The sequence below is a fragment of the Citrobacter sp. CF971 genome, from assembly GCF_006385635.1.
Taxonomy (GTDB): domain Bacteria; phylum Pseudomonadota; class Gammaproteobacteria; order Enterobacterales; family Enterobacteriaceae; genus Citrobacter; species Citrobacter freundii.
In genome coordinates this window covers 3,986,542-4,010,381 of record NZ_CP041051.1, presented here as the reverse complement: position 1 = coordinate 4,010,381, position 23,840 = coordinate 3,986,542, and the positions used below count along the sequence as shown (strand labels likewise).

Annotated in this window: 15 protein-coding genes and 3 tRNA genes; 14 read left to right on the top strand and 4 right to left on the bottom strand. The window is 52.0% G+C overall.

The features are described from left to right. The first annotated feature begins 1 nt into the window (after position 1). From recC to recD, 4 genes are all read left to right on the top strand, one after another. A complete protein-coding gene (gene recC / locus E6P06_RS22890; protein ID WP_139935763.1) occupies positions 2 to 3,370 on the top strand; it encodes an exodeoxyribonuclease V subunit gamma in 3,369 nt (1,122 codons plus the stop codon). Between the two features lie 179 nt (positions 3,371 to 3,549). After that, a complete protein-coding gene (ptrA, locus tag E6P06_RS22885) occupies positions 3,550 to 6,438 on the top strand; it encodes a pitrilysin (RefSeq protein ID WP_003034003.1) in 2,889 nt (962 codons plus the stop codon). Next, the gene (gene recB, locus E6P06_RS22880; RefSeq protein WP_139935762.1) at positions 6,431 to 9,976 is read left to right on the top strand and encodes an exodeoxyribonuclease V subunit beta; all 3,546 of its coding nucleotides are present in this window, start codon (positions 6,431 to 6,433) and stop codon (positions 9,974 to 9,976) included. The genes ptrA and recB overlap by 8 nt, the downstream gene beginning before the upstream one ends. Then, a complete protein-coding gene (gene recD, locus E6P06_RS22875) occupies positions 9,973 to 11,802 on the top strand; it encodes an exodeoxyribonuclease V subunit alpha (protein ID WP_086529887.1) in 1,830 nt (609 codons plus the stop codon). Before recB ends, recD begins: the two co-directional genes overlap by 4 nt. Before the next feature lie 124 nt (positions 11,803 to 11,926). Here recD and argA read toward each other — a convergent pair whose 3' ends face one another. After that, on the bottom strand, positions 11,927 to 13,258 hold the full coding sequence (gene argA, locus E6P06_RS22870; protein WP_003034012.1) for an amino-acid N-acetyltransferase: 1,332 nt from the start codon (positions 13,256 to 13,258) through the stop codon (positions 11,927 to 11,929). Between the two features lie 234 nt (positions 13,259 to 13,492). On the opposite strand from argA, the gene amiC reads away from it, so the two are divergent. The 10 genes from amiC to E6P06_RS22820 all read left to right on the top strand — a co-directional run bounded on the left by amiC (position 13,493) and on the right by E6P06_RS22820 (position 23,159). Beyond that, positions 13,493 to 14,746, top strand: a complete 1,254-nt coding sequence (gene amiC / locus E6P06_RS22865; RefSeq protein ID WP_003840937.1) for an N-acetylmuramoyl-L-alanine amidase AmiC — start codon at positions 13,493 to 13,495, stop codon at positions 14,744 to 14,746. A 373-nt stretch (positions 14,747 to 15,119) separates the two neighbouring features. After that, positions 15,120 to 15,689 carry a fimbrial protein gene (locus E6P06_RS22860; protein WP_233622580.1) on the top strand — a complete coding sequence of 190 codons (570 nt, stop codon included), beginning with the start codon at positions 15,120 to 15,122 and terminating at the stop codon, positions 15,687 to 15,689. 61 nt (positions 15,690 to 15,750) lie between these two features. After that, positions 15,751 to 16,302 (top strand): fimbrial protein, encoded by a 552-nt coding sequence (locus E6P06_RS22855; protein WP_139935760.1) that lies wholly within the window; start codon positions 15,751 to 15,753, stop codon positions 16,300 to 16,302. A 10-nt stretch (positions 16,303 to 16,312) separates the two neighbouring features. After that, on the top strand, positions 16,313 to 16,861 hold the full coding sequence (locus tag E6P06_RS22850; RefSeq protein ID WP_139935759.1) for a fimbrial protein: 549 nt from the start codon (positions 16,313 to 16,315) through the stop codon (positions 16,859 to 16,861). Positions 16,862 to 16,873: 12 nt separating this feature from the next. After that, the gene (locus E6P06_RS22845; protein WP_139935758.1) at positions 16,874 to 17,470 is read left to right on the top strand and encodes a fimbrial protein; all 597 of its coding nucleotides are present in this window, start codon (positions 16,874 to 16,876) and stop codon (positions 17,468 to 17,470) included. A 118-nt stretch (positions 17,471 to 17,588) separates the two neighbouring features. Beyond that, entirely contained in the window at positions 17,589 to 18,275 is a 687-nt protein-coding gene (locus tag E6P06_RS22840; RefSeq protein WP_139935757.1) for a fimbria/pilus periplasmic chaperone, read from the top strand. Between the two features lie 41 nt (positions 18,276 to 18,316). After that, the gene (locus E6P06_RS22835; protein ID WP_139935756.1) at positions 18,317 to 20,929 is read left to right on the top strand and encodes an outer membrane usher protein; all 2,613 of its coding nucleotides are present in this window, start codon (positions 18,317 to 18,319) and stop codon (positions 20,927 to 20,929) included. Further along, positions 20,926 to 21,498: a hypothetical protein gene (locus E6P06_RS22830; protein WP_139935755.1), complete on the top strand. Its 573-nt coding sequence runs from the start codon at positions 20,926 to 20,928 to the stop codon at positions 21,496 to 21,498. Before E6P06_RS22835 ends, E6P06_RS22830 begins: the two co-directional genes overlap by 4 nt. Positions 21,499 to 21,512: 14 nt before the next feature. Beyond that, complete coding sequence (locus E6P06_RS22825; protein ID WP_139935754.1) at positions 21,513 to 22,100, top strand: hypothetical protein; 588 nt, start codon at positions 21,513 to 21,515, stop codon at positions 22,098 to 22,100. Between the two features lie 12 nt (positions 22,101 to 22,112). Beyond that, entirely contained in the window at positions 22,113 to 23,159 is a 1,047-nt protein-coding gene (locus E6P06_RS22820; RefSeq protein ID WP_139935753.1) for a fimbrial protein, read from the top strand. Positions 23,160 to 23,284: 125 nt separating this feature from the next. Here the strand turns inward: E6P06_RS22820 and E6P06_RS22815 are convergent. The 3 genes from E6P06_RS22815 to E6P06_RS22805 all read right to left on the bottom strand — a co-directional run bounded on the left by E6P06_RS22815 (position 23,285) and on the right by E6P06_RS22805 (position 23,715). Continuing rightward, positions 23,285 to 23,361, bottom strand: a tRNA-Met gene (locus tag E6P06_RS22815). 152 nt (positions 23,362 to 23,513) lie between these two features. Further along, positions 23,514 to 23,590 (bottom strand) — tRNA-Met (locus E6P06_RS22810). Positions 23,591 to 23,638: 48 nt separating this feature from the next. Then, a tRNA-Met gene (locus tag E6P06_RS22805) sits at positions 23,639 to 23,715 on the bottom strand. Positions 23,716 to 23,840: the final 125 nt, after the last annotated feature.

Below are 23,840 nucleotides of genomic sequence, written 5' to 3'. Positions count from 1 at the left end.
TATGTTAAGGGTCTACCACTCCAACCGTCTGGATGTGCTGGAAGCGTTAATGGAGTTTATCGTTGAGCGCGAGCGGCTTGACGACCCCTTTGAACCTGAGATGATCCTGGTTCAAAGTACCGGTATGGCGCAGTGGTTACAAATGACTCTTGCACAGAAGTTTAGTATTGCCGCCAATATCGATTTTCCGCTGCCCGCGAGTTTTATCTGGGATATGTTTGTGCGCGTGCTGCCGGATATCCCGAAAGAGAGCGCGTTCAGCAAACAGAGCATGAGCTGGAAGTTGATGACGCTGTTGCCGCAATTACTGGATGGCGATGACTTTGCATTGCTGCGCCACTATCTGACGGACGACACCGATAAACGTAAGCTTTTTCAGCTTTCCTCGCGCGCGGCTGACCTTTTCGACCAGTATTTAGTCTACCGCCCTGACTGGTTGACCCAGTGGGAAGCGGGGCGACTGGTTGAGGGACTCGGCGAGTCTCAGGCCTGGCAGGCACCGTTGTGGAAAGCGCTGGTGGAATACACCGCGGAGTTGGGCCAGCCGCGTTGGCATCGTGCCAATTTATACCAACGATTTATTCAGACGTTGGAAAACGCGTCCGAGTGCCCGCAGGGACTGCCTTCTCGCGTCTTTATTTGCGGCATTTCGGCGCTGCCGCCGGTTTATTTGCAGGCATTGCAAGCGCTGGGTAAGCACATCGATATTCATCTGCTGTTTACCAACCCTTGTCGCTACTACTGGGGAGATATTAAAGATCCTGCCTGGCTGGCGAAGCTGATGGCGCGTCAGCGTCGGCACAGCTTTGAAGAACGGCACCTGCCGCTGTTTCGTGATAACCAGAAAGCCGAAGGATTATTTAACAGCGATGGGGAACAGGATGTGGGCAACCCGATGCTGGCCTCGTGGGGCAAGCTGGGGCGTGATTACATTTATTTGCTTTCGGAGCTGGAAAATAGTCAGGAACTGGATGCGTTTGTCGACATTACGCCTGACAACCTTTTGCATAATATTCAATCGGATATTCTGGAACTCGAAAGCCATGCCGTGGCGGGCGTCACGCTGGAAGAATATTCCCGTAGTGACAATAAACGCCGGCTTGATCTGAACGATACCAGCGTGACTTTCCATGTCTGCCATAGCCCACAGCGCGAGGTGGAAATTCTGCATGACCGGCTGTTGGCCATGCTGGAAGCGGACCCAACGCTGACGCCGCGCGATATTATCGTGATGGTGGCGGACATCGACAGCTACAGCCCATTCATTCAGTCGGTCTTTGGCAGTGCACCAGCCGAGCGTTACTTACCTTATGCGATTTCCGACCGTCGGGCACGCCAGTCCCATCCCGTCTTACAGGCTTTTATTAGTCTGCTGTCTCTACCGGATAGCCGTTTTGTCTCAGAGGATGTCCTGGCGTTACTGGATGTCCCCGTGCTGGCGGCGCGTTTCAACATTGATGAAGAAGGGTTGCGCTATCTTCGCTTATGGGTCAATGAATCCGGGATTCGTTGGGGAATTGACGACGATAACGTGCGTGAACTGGAACTTCCGCCTACAGGTCAGCATACCTGGCAATTTGGTTTAACGCGTATGCTGCTCGGCTACGCGATGGAAAGCGCGCAGGGCGAGTGGCAATCGGTATTGCCTTACGATGAGTCCAGCGGTTTGATTGCCGAGCTGGTAGGACATCTGGCCTCGTTGCTGATGCAGCTTAATCTGTGGCGTAGAGGATTAGCGCAGGAACGACCGCTGGAAGAGTGGCTACCTGTTTGTCGGGAAATGCTTAATGATTTCTTCCTGCCGGACGCGGATACCGAAGCGGCGATGACGCTGATTGAACAGCAGTGGCAGGCTATTATCACTGAAGGTTTAGGGGCCGAGTACGGCGATGCTATACCGCTCTCTCTGTTACGTGATGAGCTGGCCCAGCGCCTTGATCAGGAACGCATCAGCCAGCGCTTCCTGGCGGGTCCCGTTAACATTTGTACGCTGATGCCGATGCGCTCCATTCCGTTCAAAGTGGTGTGCCTGCTGGGTATGAACGATGGCGTTTATCCACGCCAGCTTGCGCCGCTGGGCTTTGATTTAATGAGTCAAAAACCGATGCGGGGCGATCGCAGCCGTCGTGATGATGACCGCTATCTGTTCCTCGAAGCATTGATTTCAGCACAGCAGACGCTCTACATCAGCTACATTGGCCGCTCGATCCAGGATAACAGCGAGCGCTTTCCGTCGGTGCTGGTGCAAGAACTGATGGACTACATTGGGCAAAGCCATTATCTGCCGGGTGACGAATTGTTGACCTGCGATCAAAGCGAGACAAGGGTAAAAGCGCACATTACCCGTTTGCATACCCGGATGCCCTTTGATGCGCAAAACTATCTACCAGGCGAACAGCAAAGCTATGCCCGGGAATGGCTACCTGCGGCGAGCCTGTCAGGAAAAGCGCACACGGATTTTGTGCAGCCTCTTCCCTTTGAGATGCCTGAAACACTGACGCTGGAAACACTGCAGCGATTTTGGGCACATCCGGTACGCGCCTTTTTCCAGATGCGTCTGAGGGTCAACTTCCGCTCTGAAGAGAGTGAGATCCCGGACACGGAGCCTTTCACCCTTGAAGGATTAACCCGCTATCAGCTTAATCAGCAATTGCTTAATACACTGGTTGAAGAGAACGACGCTGAACGACTGTTTCGTCGTTTTCGTGCGGCGGGCACGCTACCCTATGGGCCGTTTGGCGAAATTCTGTGGGATACGCAGCGTCAGGAGATGCAGTCGCTGGCTGAGCGTATTATCGCCTGTCGTCAGCCCTGTCAGAGCATGGAAATCGATCTTAACTGTAACGGCGTACAAATCACCGGTTGGTTGCCGCAGGTACAAGAGGACGGTTTGTTGCGCTGGCGCCCATCTTTGATCAGCATTGCGCAGGGTGTGCAACTTTGGCTGGAACATCTTGTCTATTGTGCGAGTGGCGGTACGGGAGAGAGCCGATTATTCCTGCGTAAAGACGGGGAATGGCGTTTTCCGCCGCTGGATGCAGAACAGGCGTTGCTGTATCTGTCGCAACTCATTGAGGGGTATCGGAAAGGCATGTCGTCACCATTGCTGGTATTGCCCGAAAGCGGCGGTGCATGGATAAAAACCTGTTATGACGCCGCAAATGATGCCATGTTAGATGACGATGCAACGTTGCAAAAAGCGCGCAGTAAGTTTCTGCAAGCCTATGAAGGCAACATGATAGTACGTGGCGAAGGTGATGATATCTGGTATCAGCGTCTTTGGCGTCAACTGGATGCTGATACGCTGGAGACTATTGTTTTACAGTCTCAACGCTACCTGTTACCGATTTTTCGCTTCAATCAGTCATGATGGCTGTATAAAAATTGCGCAACTCGATAGCTTCCACTATGATGCGCATTCTGTCACGGACTGATTCTTACAAAGAGAAGATGCTGGCTCGTTCAGCACATAGTCTTGCCCTGTTCAGACCATGTATTTATGCGTGGTTTGTAGTGAACAGGTGAATACGTTAATGATGAGGTTTGTGAATGCCCCGCAGCACCTGGTTCAGCGCATTACTGTTGTTCGTCGCCCTTTGGGTTCCCGTAAGTCAGGCAGATACCGGTTGGCAGCCTTTAGCTGAAACCATCCGTAAAAGCGATAAAGATACCCGTCAGTATCAGGCCGTGCGCCTTGATAACGGCATGGTTGTGCTGCTGGTATCCGATCCTCAGGCCGTGAAATCCCTTTCTGCACTGGTAGTCCCCGTGGGCTCGCTGGAAGATCCGGACGATCATCAGGGGCTGGCACACTATCTCGAACACATGTGCCTGATGGGCTCGAAAAAATACCCGCAGCCGGACAGCCTGGCTGAATTTCTGAAAATGCACGGCGGTAGCCACAATGCCAGCACTGCGCCTTATCGTACGGCCTTCTATCTTGAAGTCGAAAACGACGCGTTGGTGGGGGCGGTGGATCGCCTGGCGGATGCTATTGCCGATCCATTGTTGGATAAAAAATATGCCGACCGTGAGCGTAACGCGGTTAACTCCGAGCTGACGCTGGCGCGTACCCGAGACGGGATGCGTATGGCGCAGGTGAGCGCTGAGACTATCAACCCGGCGCACCCTGGCTCGCGTTTCTCTGGCGGGAATCTAGAGACATTAAGCGACAAACCGGGCAACCCGGTGGTACAGGCGTTACAAAAATTTCATGAAAAGTACTACTCCGCGAACCTGATGAAGGCGGTGATTTATAGCAATAAACCGCTGCCAGAGCTGGCGCGGATAGCGGCTGACACCTTTGGGCGCGTGCCGAACAGAAATATCGAAAAGCCTGAAATTACCGTACCGGTCGTCACTGATGCGCAAAAGGGCATCATCATCCACTATGTTCCGGCAATGCCGCGTAAAGTATTGCGCGTCGAGTTTCGTATCGATAACAACAGCGCGCAGTTCCGCAGTAAAACCGATGAGCTGGTGACCTACCTGATTGGCAATCGTAGTCCGGGCACATTGTCTGACTGGCTGCAAAAGCAGGGTCTGGTTGAAGGTATTCGCGCAGACTCCGATCCGGTGGTCAACGGGAACAGCGGCGTGTTAGCCATTTCCGCGACGTTAACCGACAAGGGGCTGGCGAATCGCGATGAAGTTGTCGCGGCAATCTTTAGCTACCTCAATTTGTTACGCGAGAAAGGCGTCGATAAACGCTATTTTGACGAGCTGGCGCATGTGCTGGATCTCGATTTCCGTTATCCCTCCATCACCCGTGATATGGACTACGTGGAATGGCTGGCTGATACCATGATCCGAGTTCCCGTCGAGCATACGCTGGATGCGGTGAATATTGCTGACCAGTACGATGCGAAAGCTGTTGAGCAACGTCTGGCAATGATGACGCCGCAGAATGCACGTATCTGGTATATCAGCGCGAAAGAGCCGCATAATAAAACCGCTTATTTTGTCGATGCGCCTTACCAGGTGGATAAAATCAGCGACAAAACCTTTGCCGACTGGCAGCAAAAAGCACAGGGCATTGCGCTGTCGTTACCGGAGGTGAACCCCTACATTCCGGATGATTTCACGCTGATTAAGACGGATAAAAAATACGCTCATCCGGAGCTGATTGTTGATGAGCCGGATTTACGCGTGGTGTATGCCCCGAGCCAGTATTTTGCCAGCGAGCCGAAGGCTGACGTCAGCGTGATCCTGCGTAACCCGAAAGCCATGGACAGCGCCCGCAACCAGGTCTTATTCGCACTTAACGATTACCTGGCGGGGATTGCGCTCGATCAGTTAAGTAACCAGGCATCGGTAGGTGGAATTGGTTTCTCTACCAACGCTAACAATGGGTTGATGCTTAACGCCAACGGCTACACCCAACGTTTGCCGCAGCTTTTTCAGGCGCTGCTGAGCGGCTATTTCAGCTATACCTCAACGGATGAACAACTGGAACAGGCGAAATCCTGGTATGCCCAGATGATGGATTCCGCAGAAAAGGGTAAAGCCTACGATCAGGCTATTATGCCGGTGCAGATGCTTTCTCAGGTGCCTTATTTTTCACGTGATGAGCGCCGTCAGCTGCTGCCTTCCATCACCCTGAAAGAGGTGATGACCTACCGCGACGCCTTAAAAACCGGGGCGCGACCTGAATTCCTGGTCATTGGCAATATGAGCGAAGCTCAGACAACGAGCATGGCGCGGGATATCCAAAAACAGCTTGGTGCGAACGGGTCACAGTGGTGTCGCAACAAAGATGTGGTGGTGGACAAGAAGCAGTCCGTCATCTTTGAAAAAGCAGGCAGCAGCACGGATTCAGCATTGGCGGCGGTATTTGTGCCAACCGGATACGATGAATACGCCAGTTCAGCCTACAGCGCCATGTTGGGGCAGATTGTTCAGCCGTGGTTCTACAATCAACTGCGTACTGAAGAACAGTTAGGTTACGCCGTATTTGCTTTCCCGATGAGCGTTGGCCGTCAGTGGGGAATGGGGTTCCTGCTGCAAAGCAGTGATAAGCAGCCGTCTTACCTCTGGGAGCGTTATAAAGCGTTCTTCCCGACGGCGGAAGCGAAGCTGCGGGCGATGAAACCTGAAGAGTTCGCGCAAATTCAGCAGGCGATTATTGCGCAAATGCTGCAGGCGCCGCAAACGCTGGGGGCAGAAGCCTCACAGTTAAGCAAAGATTTTGATCGCGGCAATATGCGCTTCGATTCACGTGATAAAATAGTGGCTCAGATTAAACTGCTGACGCCGCAAAAACTTGCCGACTTCTTCCATCAGGCGGTGGTTGAGCCGCAAGGCATGGCGATATTGTCACAGGTTTCCGGCAGTCAGAACGGGCAAGCAGAATATGTGCACCCGGAAGGCTGGAAAGTGTGGCAGACCGTCAGCGCGTTGCAGCAAACCTTACCCCTGATGAGTGATAAGAATGAATGATGCCGCTGAGTCCCTTGATCCACTGCGTTTGCCCCTGACGGGCGAGCGTCTGATTGAAGCCTCTGCGGGCACCGGTAAAACCTTTACCATCGCCGCCCTGTATTTACGTTTACTGCTTGGACTGGGCGGCTCTGCCGCCTTTCCTCGTCCTCTGACCGTCGAAGAACTGCTGGTAGTCACCTTCACTGAGGCGGCTACCGAAGAGTTGCGCGGTCGAATTCGTAGCAACATTCATGAACTGCGAATTGCCTGCCTGCGTGAAACCACCGACAACCCGCTATATGCCCGTTTGTTAGATGAAATTGTCGATAAAAAACAGGCCGCTCAGAGGCTGTTATTGGCTGAAAGACAGATGGATGAAGCGGCGGTGTTTACCATCCACGGTTTTTGTCAGCGTATGCTCAGCCTTAACGCCTTTGAGTCTGGCATGCTGTTCGAACAGCAGCTGATAGAAGATGAATCGCTGCTGCGCTATCAGGCCTGCGCGGACTTCTGGCGTCGGCACTGCTACCCGCTGCCCCGCGACATTGCGCAGGTGGTTTTTGAAACGTGGAAAGGGCCGCAGGCGCTGCTGAGAGATATCGATCGCTATCTGCAAGGGGAAGCACCGGTTATCAAGGCTCCTCCGCCCGATGACGAAACGCTGGCCTCCCGGCATGAACAAATTCTTGCATGCATTAACCAGATCAAGCAGCAATGGCGTGATTCTGTTGATGAGCTGGATGGTCTGCTGGAAGCTTCCGGGATCGACCGGCGTAAATTTAATCGCGCTAACCAGGGTAAGTGGATCGAAAAGATCAGCGCATGGGCGCAGGAAGAAACCCAAAGCTATCAGTTGCCTGATGCGTTGGAGAAATTCTCCCAGCGCTTTTTAGAAGAGCGAACCAAACCGGGCGGGATAACTCCTCAGCACCCGCTTTTCGTCGCTATTGATGAACTGCTTAGCGAACCGTTAACCCTGCGCGATCTGGTGATCACCCGGGCGCTGGCGGAGATCCGCGCGGCGGTTGCCGAGGAGAAACGCCGCCGCGGCGAGCTGGGTTTTGACGATATGCTCAGCCGTCTGGATGCAGCGTTGCGCAGTGAAAGCGGCGATGCGCTGGCGACGGCTATTCGCACCCGTTTTCCGGTTGCCATGATCGATGAATTCCAGGATACCGATCCGCAGCAGTACCGTATTTTTCGTCGGATCTGGCAGCATCAGCTGGATACCGCACTCCTGCTGATTGGCGATCCAAAACAGGCGATTTACGCGTTTCGCGGCGCGGATATCTTCACCTATATGAAGGCGCGCAGCGAAGTCAGCGCACACTATACGCTCGATACTAACTGGCGTTCGGCCCCTGGCATGGTCAATAGCGTGAATACGCTTTTCAGCCAGATGGACGACGCCTTTATGTTCCGCGAAATCCCCTTCAGTCCGGTAAAATTCGCAGAAAAAAACCAGTCGCTTCAGTTTGTTTTACACGGTGAAACGCAGCCAGCCATGAGTATGTGGCTGATGGAAGGGGAAAGCTGTGGCGTAGGCGACTATCAGAATTACATGGCGCAGGTGTGCGCCATGCAAATTCGTGACTGGCTTAAGGCTGGGCATTCTGGCGCTGCGCAACTGGTCAGTGGCAACGCCTCCAGCCCAGTACGCGCGTCGGACATCAGCGTACTGGTACGTAGCCGCCAGGAGGCGGCGCTGGTCCGCGATGCGCTGACGCAACTGGCCATTCCCTCCGTCTACCTCTCTAACCGTGACAGCGTATTTGAAACGCTGGAAGCGCAGGAGTTGCTGTGGGTGCTGCAGGCGGTGATGACGCCGGAGCGTGAGAACACGCTGCGTAGCGCGCTGGCGACCTCAATGATGGGGCTGAATGCGCAGGATCTTGAAGCGTTAAATAATGACGAAAATGCCTGGGATGCGGTGGTCGAGGAGTTCGATGGTTATCGTCAGATCTGGCATAAACGTGGCGTGATGCCGATGCTGCGCGCGCTGATGGCTGCCCGCCAGATTGCGGAGAACCTGCTGGCGACGGCGGGGGGTGAACGTCGACTGACCGACATTTTACATATCAGCGAACTGTTGCAGGAAGCGGGCTCGCAGCTGGAAAGCGAGCATGCGCTGGTGCGCTGGTTGTCCCAGCATATTCTTGAACCCGACAGCAATGCGTCCAGTCAGCAGCTCAGGCTCGAAAGCGACAAGCATTTGGTTAAAATCGTCACCATCCATAAATCGAAAGGGCTGGAATATCCGCTGGTCTGGCTGCCATTTATCACCAATTTCCGCGTCCAGGATCAGGCTTTCTACCACGATCGCAGCTCCTTTGAAGCGGTGCTGGATCTCAGCGATGCCGAGGAGAGCGTTGAGCTGGCAGAAGCGGAACGTCTGGCGGAAGACCTGCGTTTGCTGTATGTCGCGCTAACCCGTTCGGTATGGCACTGCAGCCTTGGCGTTGCGCCGTTGGTACGACGTCGGGGCGATAAAAAAGGGGATACCGATGTGCATCAGAGCGCCCTTGGTCGCCTGTTGCAAAAAGGCGAGCCGATGGATGCCGCGGGTCTGCGTGGCGCGATTGAAGCGCTGTGCTGCGACGATATTGCCTGCCAGATTCCCGCGCAGCCTGACGGCGAACCCTGGCAGGTTGCGCAGTCTGTTAGCAGTGAACTGAGTGCAAAAATACTGCAGCGTACGCCCGGCGATAGCTGGCGCGTGACCAGTTATTCCGGTCTGCAACAGCGTGGACATGGTATTGCGCAGGATCTGATCCCTCGACTGGATATCGATGCCGCAGGCGTCGGTGAGGTTATTGAAGAATCAGGACTCACACCGCATCAGTTCCCGCGCGGCGCTTCGCCGGGTACGTTCTTGCATAGCCTGTTTGAAAATCTCGATTTTACGCAACCGGTGGATCCGCATTGGGTCGAGGAGCAACTGGCGTTGGGCGGTTATGACACGCACTGGACGCCGGTTTTGACCGAATGGCTGGACGCCATTTTGCAGGCGCCTCTCAACGAGACGGGTGTGAGTTTGAGCCAGCTTTCCGCGCGAGAAAAACAGGTGGAGATGGAGTTTTATCTGCCGATTTCGCAGCCGCTGATGGCCAACCAACTTGATGCGTTGATTCGCCAGTACGATCCGCTCTCGGCGGGGTGCCCTGCGTTGGACTTTATGCAGGTGCGCGGCATGCTAAAAGGCTTTATTGACCTGGTATTCCGCCATCAGGGGCGCTATTACCTGCTCGATTACAAATCGAACTGGCTGGGTGAAGACAGCTCCGCCTATACGCAGCAGGCGATGACCTCTGCCATGCAGGCGCATCGCTACGACCTGCAGTATCAACTTTATACCCTGGCGCTGCATCGCTACTTGCGCCATCGCATTGCTGATTACGATTATGAACGCCATTTTGGCGGAGTTATCTATCTCTTCCTGCGTGGCGTTGACCGTGAAAATCCGCAGCAGGGAATTTATGCGACCCGACCTGACGGAGAGTTGATCGCTTTGATGGACGAGTTGTTTGCCGGTGTGCCGCTGGAGGAGATGTCATGACAATCCAGAAACGATTACTGGAAGCCGTTGAGCAAAAGCAGCTCCGCCCTCTGGATGCCCAGTTCGCGCTGGCGGTTGCCGGAAATGATAACCCTGCCGTTGCGCTGGCAGCGGCGTTGCTCAGCCGTGAAGCAGGAGAAGGGCACGTCTGCTTACCGCTTTCGCGTCTATCCCGAAGTGAGGACGCCCATCCTCTGTTAAGCGCCTGGCTCGCTGAAGCGGGAGAGCCCGAAGACTGGGCGGAATGCCTGCTGGCCTCCGGGGCGGTAAGCCGTGGTGAGCAGCCCACACCGCTGGTGCTGTACGGCGATCGTTTGTATCTGAACCGGATGTGGCATAACGAACGCGCGGTGGCGCGCTTTTTCGGTGAAGTTAACTACGCCATTGAGGTGGATGAACAACGGCTGACCCACACGCTGGCAGCGCTGTTTCCGCCCGTTGAAGGCGTTAACTGGCAAAAAGTGGCCGCTGCTGTCGCGCTCACCCGGCGTATATCGGTGATCTCCGGCGGACCGGGGACCGGAAAAACAACAACGGTGGCGAGGCTTCTGGCGGCGTTGATTCAGATGGCGGACGGTGAACGCTGTCGTATTCGCCTGGCGGCGCCCACGGGAAAAGCAGCAGCACGTCTGACCGCCTCGCTGGGCGCGGCGTTGCGTGAACTGCCGCTGACCGATGAGCAAAAGAAGCGCATTCCCGATGATGCCAGTACGCTGCATCGATTATTAGGCGCTCAGCCTGGTAGCCAACGCTTGCGGCATCATGCAGGAAACCCGCTGCATCTTGACGTGCTGGTAGTGGATGAAGCCTCGATGATCGATTTGCCGATGATGTCGCGCCTTATCGATGCGCTACCGCCACACGGGCGGGTGATTTTTCTGGGCGATCGCGACCAGCTCGCTTCTGTTGAAGCGGGGGCGGTACTGGGGGATATCTGTGCTTTCGTCGGTGATGGTTTTACCCCAGAGCGTGCCCGCCAGCTTAGTCGCCTGACTGAAACCACTATTCCGGCTGGTTCGGGAACTCAGGCGGCTGCTCTGCGCGACAGTTTGTGCCTGCTGCAAAAGAGCTACCGTTTCGGTAGCGATTCCGGAATCGGTCAGTTGGCTGCGGCGATTAATCGTGGTGACAAAGCCGCGATAAAAACGGTCTTCCAGCAGGGATTTGGCGACATCGAAAAACGCGCTCTGCACAGCAGCGAAGATTACGCTGCGATGCTGGAGGAAGCGCTGGCGGGTTATGGTCACTATCTGGATTTACTGCGCGAGCGCGCCGAGCCGGATGCTGTCATTCAGGCCTTCAATGAGTATCAGCTATTGTGTGCCCTGCGGGAAGGTCCGTTTGGCGTGGGTGGTTTGAATGAACGCATTGAGCAGGTGATGGCGCAAAAACGCAAAATTCACCGTTCGACGCATAGCCGCTGGTATGAGGGAAGGCCAGTGATGATTGCGCGCAATGACAGTTCGCTGGGATTATTTAACGGTGATATTGGCATTGCCCTGGATCGTGGGCAGGGTCTGAGGGTGTGGTTTGCGCTGCCGGACGGTTCTATCAAATCGGTTCAGCCCAGCCGCTTGCCTGAACATGAAACCACCTGGGCAATGACGGTGCATAAATCGCAGGGATCTGAGTTTGACCACGCGGCGTTGATTTTACCCAACCAGCATTCACCTGTGGTGACTCGCGAACTGGTCTATACCGCCGTTACCCGCGCGCGCCGTCGTTTGTCGCTGTATGCCGATGAGCGGATATTGAGTGGTGCCATTGCCACCCGAACCGAACGCCGCAGCGGATTGTCGGCGTTGTTTAATGATGGCATGATGTAGGCCGGACAAGCGTCAGCGCCATCCGGCTGTGTGCCTGATGGCGACGCTATCGCGTCTGATCAGGCCTACGATCTGCATACCAAAGATGTGCCAGCGAACTTTATGCCGCATCCGGCAACCACTCCTATGCCAAATCCGCCATCAGCACTTTTGACCGCCGCTGATAGTTGTACATCTCTTTTTTGCTTTCCGGCAGCAGGTCGATATCTACCGGCGTGAAGCCTCGCTCCTGAAACCAGTGGATGCTGCGCGTGGTCAGCACGAACAGCTTGCTCAGCCCCATCTGCCGGGCCTGCGCGGCGATCCGTTCCAGCAACACTTCCCCGCGCGACGAGCTACGGTAGTCCGGATGTACCGCTACGCACGCCATTTCGCCAATTCTCTCTTCCGGGAAAGGGTACAGAGCGGCACAGGCGATAGTCAGGTTATCACGCTGAATAATCGTGAATTTGTCGATCTCCATTTCCAACTGCTCGCGCGAGCGGCGGACCAGAATACCTTGCTGTTCCAGCGGGCGGATAAGCTCCAGAATCCCGCCGATATCGTTGATGGTAGCGCGACGGATCTGCTCGGCGCTTTCCATCACGATCTGCGTACCGATGCCGTCGCGGGAGAACAGTTCTTGCAACAAGGCGCCATCTTCCTGATAGCTGATCAGATGGCAGCGGCGTACGCCACTGCGACAGGCTTTCACTGCTCCGCGCAGGAAACGCACCGTACCGGAGCTGTAATCGCCTTTCTCTTCCTGCAACTCAACGCGAGCCTGAGCTTCGTTAGGAAACAACTCGGAAATAATATCGCCATCATCGTTGGTGACACCCTGAGACGAGCAAAAACCGATCATTTTCTCTGCCTTCAGTTTGATAGCCAGCTGCGTGGCGACCTCTTCTGACGTCAGATTAAAGCTCTCACCAGTGACGGAAACGGCGACCGGGCCCATCAACACAATCGCGCCGCTATCTAACTGGCGGTGAATGGCATCTTCATCGATGCGACGAATACGCCCGCTATGGCAGTAATCTACGCCGTCATCAACGCCCAGCGGCTGGGAGATAATAAAATTACCGCTGACCACATTGATGTGTGCACCCTGCAATGGCGTATTATTCAGGCTCATCGACAGGCGGGCGGTAATATCAAGCTGAAGTAGCCCCGCAGCCTGTTTGACCAGCTCCAGCGTTTTCGCATCGGTGACGCGCGTGTTTTTGTGGTACACCGGCTCATGATGATGCGCCGCAAGATTGGCATCAATCTGCGGTCGAGCGCCATAGACCACGACCAGGCGGATGCCGAGGCTATGAAGAAGACCAATGTCATTGACGATACTGGAAAAGTTTTCATGCTCGATGGCTTCACCGCCCAGCATAATGACAAACGTTTTTCCCCGATGGGTATTGATATAGGGAACAGAATGGCGGAATCCCTGTACCAGTTCGGTTCTACGCTCCTTCACCACGGCACACCCTCATTGCATGATTATTCGTAATTTGTGTATTTTTATTCTGTTTTGGTTCTGTGCGCAAGCGTAATTTTTACCCATGCTGAAGATTTTTATCAGTAATGCCGTGAATATAAAAAGAATGTTTACCCTTTTATAGATGACAGATTATGCGTCATTCGCTAAAGTTTCCGGTCAATTCGGACGTTTTACGTATTACCTCTAAAAAGATTTCTTTTGCTCGGGAGAAGCATGTCGGGATCCAACTCAGCAATCAGTCGCCGCCGTTTACTGAAAGGTGCGGGTGCTATGTGGCTTTTAAGCGTCAGCCAGGTTGGTCTGGCTGCCGCGAGTCAGGTCGTTGCCGTACGTATCTGGCCTGCGTCCAGCTATACCCGCGTCACGGTAGAATCTAACCGTCTGCTGAAATACAAACAGTTTGCCCTGAGTAATCCTGAGCGTGTGGTTGTGGATATTGAAGACGTTAATTTGAATTCGGTGCTCAAGGGCATGGGAGCGCAGATTCGTCCTGACGATCCGTATATTAAGTCGGCGCGCGTTGGCCAGTTTGATCCAAAGACCGTGCGGATGGTGTTCGAGCTGAAACAGAATGTGAAGCCGCAACTTTTTGCCCTGGCGCCGGTGGCGGGCTTTAAAGAACGTCTGGTGATGGATCTCTATCCCGCAAATGCCCAGGATGTTCAGGATCCGCTGCTGGCATTGCTGGAAGATTACAACAGGGGCGATCTGGATAAACAGGTACCGCCTGCGCAGAGTGGCCCACAGCCGGGCAAAGCGGGACGCGATCGCCCCATTGTTATTATGCTGGATCCGGGCCACGGCGGAGAAGACTCCGGTGCGGTGGGGAAATACAAGACGCGTGAAAAAGATGTAGTACTGCAGATTGCCCGCCGTCTGCGAGCTCTCATAGAGAAAGAGGGCAACATGAAGGTCTTTATGACGCGAAATGAAGATATTTTCATTCCGCTTAAAGTCCGCGTGGCGAAAGCGCAGAAGCAGCGTGCAGACCTGTTTGTTTCTATTCACGCTGATGCCTTTACCAGTCGACAACCCAGCGGTTCTTCGGTGTTTGCGCTCTCGACCAAAGGCGCGACCAGTACCGCAGCGAAATATCTGGCGCAGACCCAGAACGCCTCGGATCTCATCGGTGGCGTCAGTAAGAGCGGTGACCGTTACGTCGACCACACCATGTTTGACATGGTGCAGTCGCTGACCATCGCCGACAGCCTGAAGTTTGGTAAAGCGGTATTGAATAAGCTTGGTAAAATCAACAACCTGCATAAGAATCAGGTTGAACAGGCCGGGTTTGCGGTACTAAAAGCGCCGGATATCCCGTCCATTCTGGTAGAAACAGCGTTTATCAGTAACGTTGAGGAAGAGCGCAAACTCAAAACGGCGACCTTCCAGCAGGAAGTTGCAGAGTCGATTCTGGCAGGGATTAAAGCCTATTTTGCCGATGGGGCGACGCTGGCGAGAAGGGGATAAATACACGTCCTGGCATTCTGATGCGATATAACGAATGATTGTCCAGGACGAAATATTATAGTAGGACTATTTACAGGTTCATTTATTATTATCGGATAAATTACCGATAACATATATTCATAAAGTATCTTGTTGATTATATAATTTTAAAATTAATACATCTGTTTGAAGTTTATTTTTAATTATTTTGCGGTGTTATTTTATTTATTAACTGATAATTATTTCATATTGATGTTTTCCTAAAAATAAATCTGATGATGTTTTCTGGCACATAGTGTCTCTTCACTTGGGATATAATTTTATCGCATCACCTCTGGTAGGAATGCAGACACCATAAATTATGGTATTGGATATTTATCACCAAGGGAAAAAAATGAAAAAATTTACTATTGCAGCCATTGCTATGGCATTTGCAGGAAGCGCTTTTGCGGGCGATCAGGACTCTGCGGATATTCACTTTGCCGGTGAAGTACAGACTAACATCTGTACGGCAGCGCTTTTAGGGGGAGGAACTTCAGTCCAACTGGATCCGACTGACGTTAAGACCGTCTCGGCAGCCACCACTGACTCGGTAATGAAAAAAGACTTCACAGTCTCTCTGGACTGTACGGCCCAGGGTTCCAAAGACAAAATTACCGGTGCGAGCTATGCCACTGTAACAGGCTATCTGGCGGCTGCAAAAGGAACAGCGGTTAATGCCAGCACTTCTGCGCTGGATAACACCGACGTTTCTGCTGCGGGTGCGCAAGGGGTTGGTTTCCAGGTGCAAAACAAAGACAGCAGCAATGCAGTCCAGACGTTTACCACCGCGGATCGCCAGGCGAAAGTGATCGATACTGCGGCGCCAATGATGTTTAACTACAACGTTGGCTACCTGAAAACCGGCACCGTCAGCGGCGGTCTGGTGGCGGCTGACGCCATGTTTATCGCAACGTATCAGTAATATCAAAATAATGTCAGGCAGGGCCGTTGAGCCCTGCTTTTTCATCCAGGAGGGAGGGCGTATGCGTAAAGGAAAACCGTTATTGTTGCTCCTGATGATATTCGGCCTGCTAAGCGGGCAAATATCTTTGGCTAATACCGGTGCCATATTTATCGTGCAGGGGAGTATTTATAAAACGACCTGTACCGTACAAACGCCGGGAGACGGTACTTCGATAGCGTTGGAGGAAGTGACCACACAGGCATTACTTGATGCACGAAGCTTTCCTGTTTCGCCGAAGGAATTTACCATTAATATCAGTTGTTCCACGCCTTCCGGGTGGCATGAAGTGACGGGCAAATTTACCACTGACGGGGAGATCGAAGGTTCCAATGTTTCTGCTCATTTAAAAAATACGATTACCGATACGACTGGCGCAAAATATGTCGGCCTACAAATTAAAGATAAAATTACCGATACTGTTGTTGATTTCAGTGCAACGCAGCAGTTCACGTTAGCTTTTAGCAATGAGAACAGCGCCTCATTTAAGTTTGAAGTGGGTTATATGCCTTATGGTGTGCCGGAAAAGGGCGATGTACATGCGGCGGCGACCTTTACCCTGACCTATGCCTGACGGAGCGTCTGTGAATAAATTAATTGTTCTGCTGTTGGTTGGGCTGGCGTGGGTTAATTCAGCGCGTGCTGCCGATACGCTGGAATATGAATTTACCGGTCGGGTGACGGAGTCAACTTGTAAGGTAGAACTTTATTTCTACACGGGAGGACCATTCAGTGCTCTTTATGTCGGCGAGCTCGTGGTCGGTACTCTGCCAGCCATAGGCGATATTACGTGGGTATCGAATGCGGGAGATTATTATTTCCGCGTTTCCTGCCCGTCCGGGTATAAGGCGTCAGCAGTGACCGGAAAAATAAGTACATCGCAGGAGGTTGATGCCGCCACCCTCGCAATAAAATCTGAAGATAGAAATAATCAGTTTGGATTCGTTTTTAAAGATACCGATCAGAATATGATTATTGATTTTAGCACGGTGGAAAATACGCAGACCCTTGTCCAGGATGGCGATGTAAAAAGGGCTGATTTTAATTTTATGGTGGGGGTTGTGCCTTACGGTGTGAACGTGAACTACGGTGACCTGCAAGCTTCTATTATGTTTACTGCCACATTTCAGTAATCGGGGAAGAAAATGAAATATTTATCATTCCTTTTGTCTCTGATGGCTTTCTGTGCCTATGGCGCAGCGCCGTTTTACGACACGGTACAGACGCCTGAAATTGTTGTTTCGTTTTCCGTCGCGCCTATATCCACACAATGTAAAGTATGGGTCGAGGTGGATGGCGTGAGCAGCACCACTATTGTGTTAGAGACGGCTTCCCTGAAGGAACTTCAGGGGACGACTTCAGGCGCGCTGCATCAAAAGAGTTTCGCTATACGTTCTGAGTGCACTCAGGCCGAGCAATATCATCCGAATATTCGTTGGGTGACGAGCGGAGAGACCGACCCTGCAACCTATGCGTTAAAAAATACCGCCTTATCAGGCGCGGTAAACGTTGGTTTCCAGGTACAGGATCAATCAACACCACCGGGATCAGTCGTGAATTTCCAGGCGGGTAGCCGAAAAGATTATGAATATGTAACACCCGGGAGTTGTTATAGATTATCTGACGATAAGGAAGGTTGCTATAACTGGGCGTCAACCTATTCCGTTGGTTATATCGCCTACGGTACGCCCGGTGCGGGCATTGTTACTGCCGATGCTACCGTAATTATTAATGTTGAATAAAATATCTAAAATATATTTGGTTGGTTTATATATCAGATTTACATAGTGTAAAAATATTGTTTCTGTCAAAGGGATTTATATGAAAAGGTATTCATGTTCGCTATTTATTGCGTGTTTGATGACGCTCACTACAACTTCATCACTGGCCAGCGTGGTGATTCAGGGAACGCGGGTCATTTACCCTGAATCGGCGAAAGAAGTAACGGTAAAAATGGTTAATGAGGGCAAGTCGCCTTTATTGGTCCAATCCTGGCTGGATGACGGTAATGAAAACGGCGATCCGGCCAAAATGAAGCTACCGTTTATTGTCACTCCCCCTGTCTCGCGTCTTGACCCACAAAAAGGCCAGAGCGTGCGTATTACCTGGACCGGTAAGGCGTTAGCGCAGGATAAAGAGAGTATTTTTTGGTTTAACGTGCTGGAAATTCCACCTAAAGATAAGAATGCGGAAGGGAAAAGCAAACTTAATCTGGCTTTACGTTCGCGGATTAAATTCTTTTATCGTCCGGCCTCATTGAAGGGCAGCTTTATTGATGGTTTAAATAATGTTAAGTGGTCGCTGGTCAATGACGCGGGTAACGTGGCGATCGTCCTGAAAAACGACTCGCCTTATTATCTCTCGCTGATTGGCGGCGCGGTGTGGGCAGGGGCGAAAAAATATGACTACAAACCGAAAATGCTGAGCCCTTTTAGTGAGGAACGCTTTGTCGTACCGCAATTAACCACGACTTCCGTTAATAAAGTGTCATGGGTTGCGTTGAATGATTACGGCGCGGATGCGGAAGTCGTCAAAACGGTTAAATAAAAAAGTACCCGCAGAGTAACAGGATTATTAATTAAAAGGGAATGATGGTGCGCCGATTTTCACGATCTATTTATTTATCGACGTTTCTGACTGGCTTTTTTTCGCTGACATCCGCACAGGCAGATGAAGGTACGCCCGATGAAAGCGCCAGCACCGAAATGGTGGAGTTTAGTGACGCCTTTTTAATGGGTGATGCGGGCAGCCAGCTTGACCTGAAGCGTTTTTCACGTGGTAATCCTGTTCTTGCCGGAACATACAACGTTAAAGTTTTCCTTAATGGCAAGGAAATGTTCAAAACTCCGCTGACTTTTCACGAAAACAATACGGATTATGCGTCGGCGTGTTTTACCCATGCGCTGCTGGAACAGCTCAGTGTGGATCCCGAGCCGCTAAATCAGGAGGATGAGGATGGCTGTTATGATCTGGCCACCACCCTGCCGAAGTCTTCCAGCCGCTACGACCCATTGACGCAGGAGCTGAATGTAACCATCCCGCAGGTCTATCTGGCCAGTCATCCTGCCGGCTATATTCCTCCTTCGCGTTGGGATTCCGGGATCCCGATGGCGCTGCTCTCCTATAACGCCAACGCCTGGCATTCCAAAAGCGACAATACCACGCAGGACACCTTTTACTCCGGGTTGATGTTGGGTTTGAACCTTGGCGCATGGCGTTTACGCTCAAATGGCGCATACAACTGGGATAGCGATAACGGCGGAGAGTACAGCAGCTACGATCTTTTTATTGCACGCGACATTGTGCCGCTGCGCGCAAAACTGGAAGCGGGGGAAGTACGCACCAACGCCAACATGATGGATTCCGTTTCGCTGGACGGTGTGCACCTTTACAACGATGCACAGATGGATCCGTCGGCTAACAGCTATGTGCCGGTGATTCGCGGCGTCGCGAACAGCAATGCCAAAGTGACGGTACGCCAGGAAGGTCGTATTGTCACGCAGGTCACCGTCCCGCCGGGGCCGTTCGCCATCAGCGACTACTATGCCGCACAAAACGGCAGCGATCTGGATGTTACCGTTGAGGAGTCTGATGGCAGTACGCGCGTATTTTCTATGCCCTATGCCTCTATTGCCCATTTACTGCGTCCTGGTGAAGTGGATTGGGATATCGGTATCGGCACGGTGGATAAAGACACGGTTGATGAAACGCTGTGGGCGGGAGTCGCCACCGCCTCTTACGGCCTGAGCAATATGTTTACCGCCTACGGCGGTGTGCAAATGGCAGACAACTTATACACCGCCGGAATGCTCGGCGTAGCAATGAACACCAGCATTGGGGCGTTTTCATTCGACGTGACGCACTCACAAACCACCGCCGATGACGTTGGCACTTTAAAAGGGCAGAGCTACAGCCTTAACTACAGTAAAAATTTCACGGCGACGGGGACCACCTTCAGCGTGGTCGGCTATCGTTTTTCCTCTGAAAACTACATGTCGATGAACGATGCGCTATCGCTCAAAAATACGTTGAATAATTATGCTTCCGATAAAAACACCACGACGCAGGAGGCATATCATGCCTATACACGTACGCGCAACGAGATACAGGCCAACGTCTATCAGGATGTGACTATCAATGGTGAAAGTTATGGCTCGTTTTATCTGAACGGGACATGGCGTAGCTATTGGGGCGATGATGGCAATACCTCGCAGTATTCCGTAGGTTATAGCAACTCTGTGGGGAGCGTGAGTTACAGCATTTCCGCCCAGCGCAGCTATGACGAATTTGGCGAAGAAGACGATAGCATCAACCTCGGTTTCTCTATTCCGTTGGGGTCAGGCTCCAGCGTGGACTATCGTCCGTTCTCCAGTATGAGCGTCAACAGCAGTAGCGACTTTAAAGGTAACGACAGCGTCAGCGCGATGGCGACAGGGAGTTCGCGGGACAATATGTATAACTACTCCCTGAACACCACGAGCAGCCGCAACAAAGACAGCGAAGACCTCACCACGATAGGCAGTTGGGTGACGCGCAACGGCGCGTACAGCACCACCTCATTGTCGGCGACGCAGGGGCTTAACGGCGATCAACAGTACTCGCTAAGTACAACCGGTGGCGTGGTGCTGCATAGCGGCGGGCTGACGCTGGCCTCCGGCTATTTAACGCCAGACTCGACGATGGCGCTGGTGCACGCCAGCGGGGCGAAAGGCGCGTCCGCCTCAATGGGCAATGGGCAGATAGACGGTTTTGGCAATATGGTCGTCACCAGCCTGAGTCCCTACCGGGAAAACACCGTCGGTTTGAATATTGACACGATGGAAAACGATGTGGCGATTAGTAATACCACCGGTGTCGTGGTGCCGACCAGCGGGGCGCTGGTGCGTGTGGATATCGAAACCGACGCCCGTAAAGCGTTTATGCTGGAACTGATGCGCGACGATGGCGGGTTTATTCCGCTGGCGGCAGATGTGCAGGATAGTGCTGGCAGCTCGGTCGGCACCGTAGGCCAGGCGGGGATTGCCTTTGTGCGCGGCATGGATGACAGCGGTACGCTCTCCGTCATTTGGGGCAGCGGCGCAGAAAGCCGCTGCCAGGTGAGCTATCAGTTAGATGGCAATGCCAGCATGATCGGTAAAACGCCGCTTATCTCCGGTCTGCGCTGCCGGATGTCCTCAACCAGCGTGAAGGTGACGCCATGATCCATCATCGAATTTTTCGCCATGTAGTATTAGGCCTGTGTTCATTTTGCTTTAGCGCCGTCAGTTTTGCCGCCTGCATCAGTGCTGATGTTTCAAAGTGCGTCGGCAGCAGCAAAGAGGTACAAGTGATGTTTACTGCGCGTATGCAAAGCCCCTCATGCAATGTTTCATTAGGGGGGGAAAGTAATCTTGGCGGGCAATCTATGTCCATTGATTTTGGTCAGATCCGCTATGGCGATCCGAGCAAAACAGATGAGCGCTATAGCCGTCCACTGGGGATCTTTTTTACCGGCTGTAATAGCGCGTTTAAAGCTCAGGCGCAGGTGACGTTCAAAGTAAATAACAAGTGTTCTCCAGATACAGCATGTGATGCCGACCATTATATGGGAGTCAGAATAAAGGCGCGTGCTAATAATGCCTATATCAACTTTGGTGAAACACTAGACATGACGCTAACAGGTAGCGAGACCGGGTATTCGGCTATGTACGATCTTTATCTGGTGAGTGGCGATTACTATCGGACTAAAACGTTTGAACTGCCGATTCAGATTATGGTGCAATATAAATGAGAAAAGGAGGAATAATGCGCCATTATAAGCAGCTACTCTATTTACTGCTACCGCTTTGCCCAACATTTTCCTTGGCGGAAATCTGGATTGAAGCACCAGCGATGGAGGTTACGGTGACCGCTACGCCAACAATTTTCGCCTGTAATATTAGCTTCGATCCAGTAATTAACTTGCCTGATACAAATGTAAGCCTGTTTGCTGTCGGCGGCGCATTGAACGCGTTAACGCCCACTGATTACAGTGGAGGTGATATTTATACGCCGTTTAATATTACGCTCACCAACTGCGGCAGCGAAACGACGCCAATACCCAGAACAATGCGTTTTATGTTTCGTACTACAGACGCCGGACCTATTATTGATGGCGTATTCAGCGATTACTTACAAAACAGTACCAATGTTGGCATTGTTATTTTTAATACGGATGGCACCAGTGCAAGAAATGTCCTGCTGGACGAAATTACCTTCGCTAATCAAATATCGACGAATAGTGAACAAGTCTTCCATTTCGCGACGCGTTTTCAGAAAGTGGGCAACGGTGAAAGTGGCATCGCAAGCGGATTGTATGGAACACGCGTTATGGTGGACGCGGTTTATGAATAAAAAGGATATGTTATGCTGAAAAAAAATGGAATTATCACGCTGCTATTGCTGGGCTTATGTGGCGTTAGCAGGGCATTGGCCAGTTGTTCATTTACCACGCCGGCTACAACATATATTGATCAAACTATGGCATCGTCGCCCGTAACGGCGGTCACACTGACAAGCACAAATTTGCAGCAGTTATTCCAAAGTTCGGTACTGGTTGGCGGACCGGTCATTTCCACCTGTAATCCGTCCACGGGAACCGCCATCAGCGTATCGGGGGATGGTTTTTCTTCGGGTTCACTGCCTGAAACGATGCCTGATGGTGGTTTGCTGATAGGCGGCATCGCCGATGGATTTGGTTATGGATTCTGGTACACCGTGACCTATGGCGACGGCAGCGGAAGCGTTTCGGGGCATCTTAAAAAAGGGGGGATGTTCACCGCGACGCCTGAGCAGCTTAACGGAGCCAGGTGGGAGTTTCGGGCGGAATTATGGTATGTGGGGGGGCTCTATAGCGATAAGAGCAAATCCAAATCGAGCCAGATATCAGCGGTCAACACTACGTATTTTAAGCTGGGTTTTAATGGTGTCATGAAAGGGTTTTATTTTCATTCACCTGTTATTCCGATTACGCCTACCACCTGTAATGTGACAATCGATACGTCGAAAGTCGATTTTGGTACGTTTGATTTTTTTAGCAATATGCCAATAAACCAATATGTCACATTGAAAAATAACGGTTGTAGTATGGTTTCTGATACGGAACTCCGAGTGCTCAGCAATGGGAACCCTATTGACACTAATAACAATTTATTACTCAACAAGCTAACGGGTGATAATGCTGCCAGTGGTTTTGGTGTGAATATTTATAACAAGGTTTCGCGTGAGCAATATATTTTGAATGCCCCGTTAGCAGGGGGGGATTTGGGGACAGGAACAGGCAGTTATGAAGCGAGTAATGGTTTCCTGTTGTGGCAGGAGATTCCCATTGTAGTGCGACTGTTGCAGGATGGAAAAACGTTGAAGGACGGAGATTTCGAGGCGACGGCCACCTTTAACATGAGTTACTATTAATTTGCCGCTACTGTCCGTACAATTGACCGATACGTGCGGATGGCAGACACAAAAAAACCGCATAAAGCGAAACGCTTTTGCGGTTTTTTTTTAAGGTCTTATTTAATAGCCTTAACAAACTATGTTGGTTGCGGGGGCCGGATTTGAACCGACGACCTTCGGGTTATGAGCCCGACGAGCTACCAGGCTGCTCCACCCCGCGTCCGTCTTTTCGCTTCGTATTTCAAACCACATCTGTGTTGGCTTTTCTCTTTCACCTCAGTCACTTACTGGAGTAAGCTCCTAAGGATTCACTGCGTCGCCATCTTGCTGTGATTTGAACTACTTTGCAAAAATATTACATCAGATTTTAATTGGTTGCGGGGGCCGGATTTGAACCGACGACCTTCGGGTTATGAGCCCGACGAGCTACCAGGCTGCTCCACCCCGCGTCCGTCATTACTCTTCCATCGAGTAACGTTACTGCTTCTGATTTTAATTGGTTGCGGGGGCCAGATTTGAACTGACGACCTTCGGGTTATGAGCCCGACGAGCTACCAGGCTGCTCCACCCCGCGTCCGTGGATGCGCACTATACTCTGCTAATGATTTCATGCAACCCTTTTTTCACCTTGATCACGTTTTTAGGGTGAAAACGAACAAAAACAACGCATTCTGGACTGTTTTTTGCGCAAAATTTGCG

Excerpts from the sequence above, each read along its gene's own strand:
- E6P06_RS22835 (WP_139935756.1), top strand. The coding sequence starts at position 18,317 with ATGATGGTGCGCCGATTTTCACGATCTATTTATTTATCGACGTTTCTG.
- E6P06_RS22830 (WP_139935755.1), top strand. The coding sequence starts at position 20,926 with ATGATCCATCATCGAATTTTTCGCCATGTAGTATTAGGCCTGTGTTCA.
- E6P06_RS22820 (WP_139935753.1), top strand. The coding sequence starts at position 22,113 with ATGCTGAAAAAAAATGGAATTATCACGCTGCTATTGCTGGGCTTATGT.
- recB (WP_139935762.1), top strand. The coding sequence starts at position 6,431 with ATGAATGATGCCGCTGAGTCCCTTGATCCACTGCGTTTGCCCCTGACG.
- E6P06_RS22860 (WP_233622580.1), top strand. The coding sequence starts at position 15,120 with ATGAAAAAATTTACTATTGCAGCCATTGCTATGGCATTTGCAGGAAGC.
- recD (WP_086529887.1), top strand. The coding sequence starts at position 9,973 with ATGACAATCCAGAAACGATTACTGGAAGCCGTTGAGCAAAAGCAGCTC.
- E6P06_RS22855 (WP_139935760.1), top strand. The coding sequence starts at position 15,751 with ATGCGTAAAGGAAAACCGTTATTGTTGCTCCTGATGATATTCGGCCTG.
- recC (WP_139935763.1), top strand. The coding sequence starts at position 2 with ATGTTAAGGGTCTACCACTCCAACCGTCTGGATGTGCTGGAAGCGTTA.
- E6P06_RS22825 (WP_139935754.1), top strand. The coding sequence starts at position 21,513 with ATGCGCCATTATAAGCAGCTACTCTATTTACTGCTACCGCTTTGCCCA.
- E6P06_RS22845 (WP_139935758.1), top strand. The coding sequence starts at position 16,874 with ATGAAATATTTATCATTCCTTTTGTCTCTGATGGCTTTCTGTGCCTAT.
- ptrA (WP_003034003.1), top strand. The coding sequence starts at position 3,550 with ATGCCCCGCAGCACCTGGTTCAGCGCATTACTGTTGTTCGTCGCCCTT.
- amiC (WP_003840937.1), top strand. The coding sequence starts at position 13,493 with ATGTCGGGATCCAACTCAGCAATCAGTCGCCGCCGTTTACTGAAAGGT.
- E6P06_RS22840 (WP_139935757.1), top strand. The coding sequence starts at position 17,589 with ATGACGCTCACTACAACTTCATCACTGGCCAGCGTGGTGATTCAGGGA.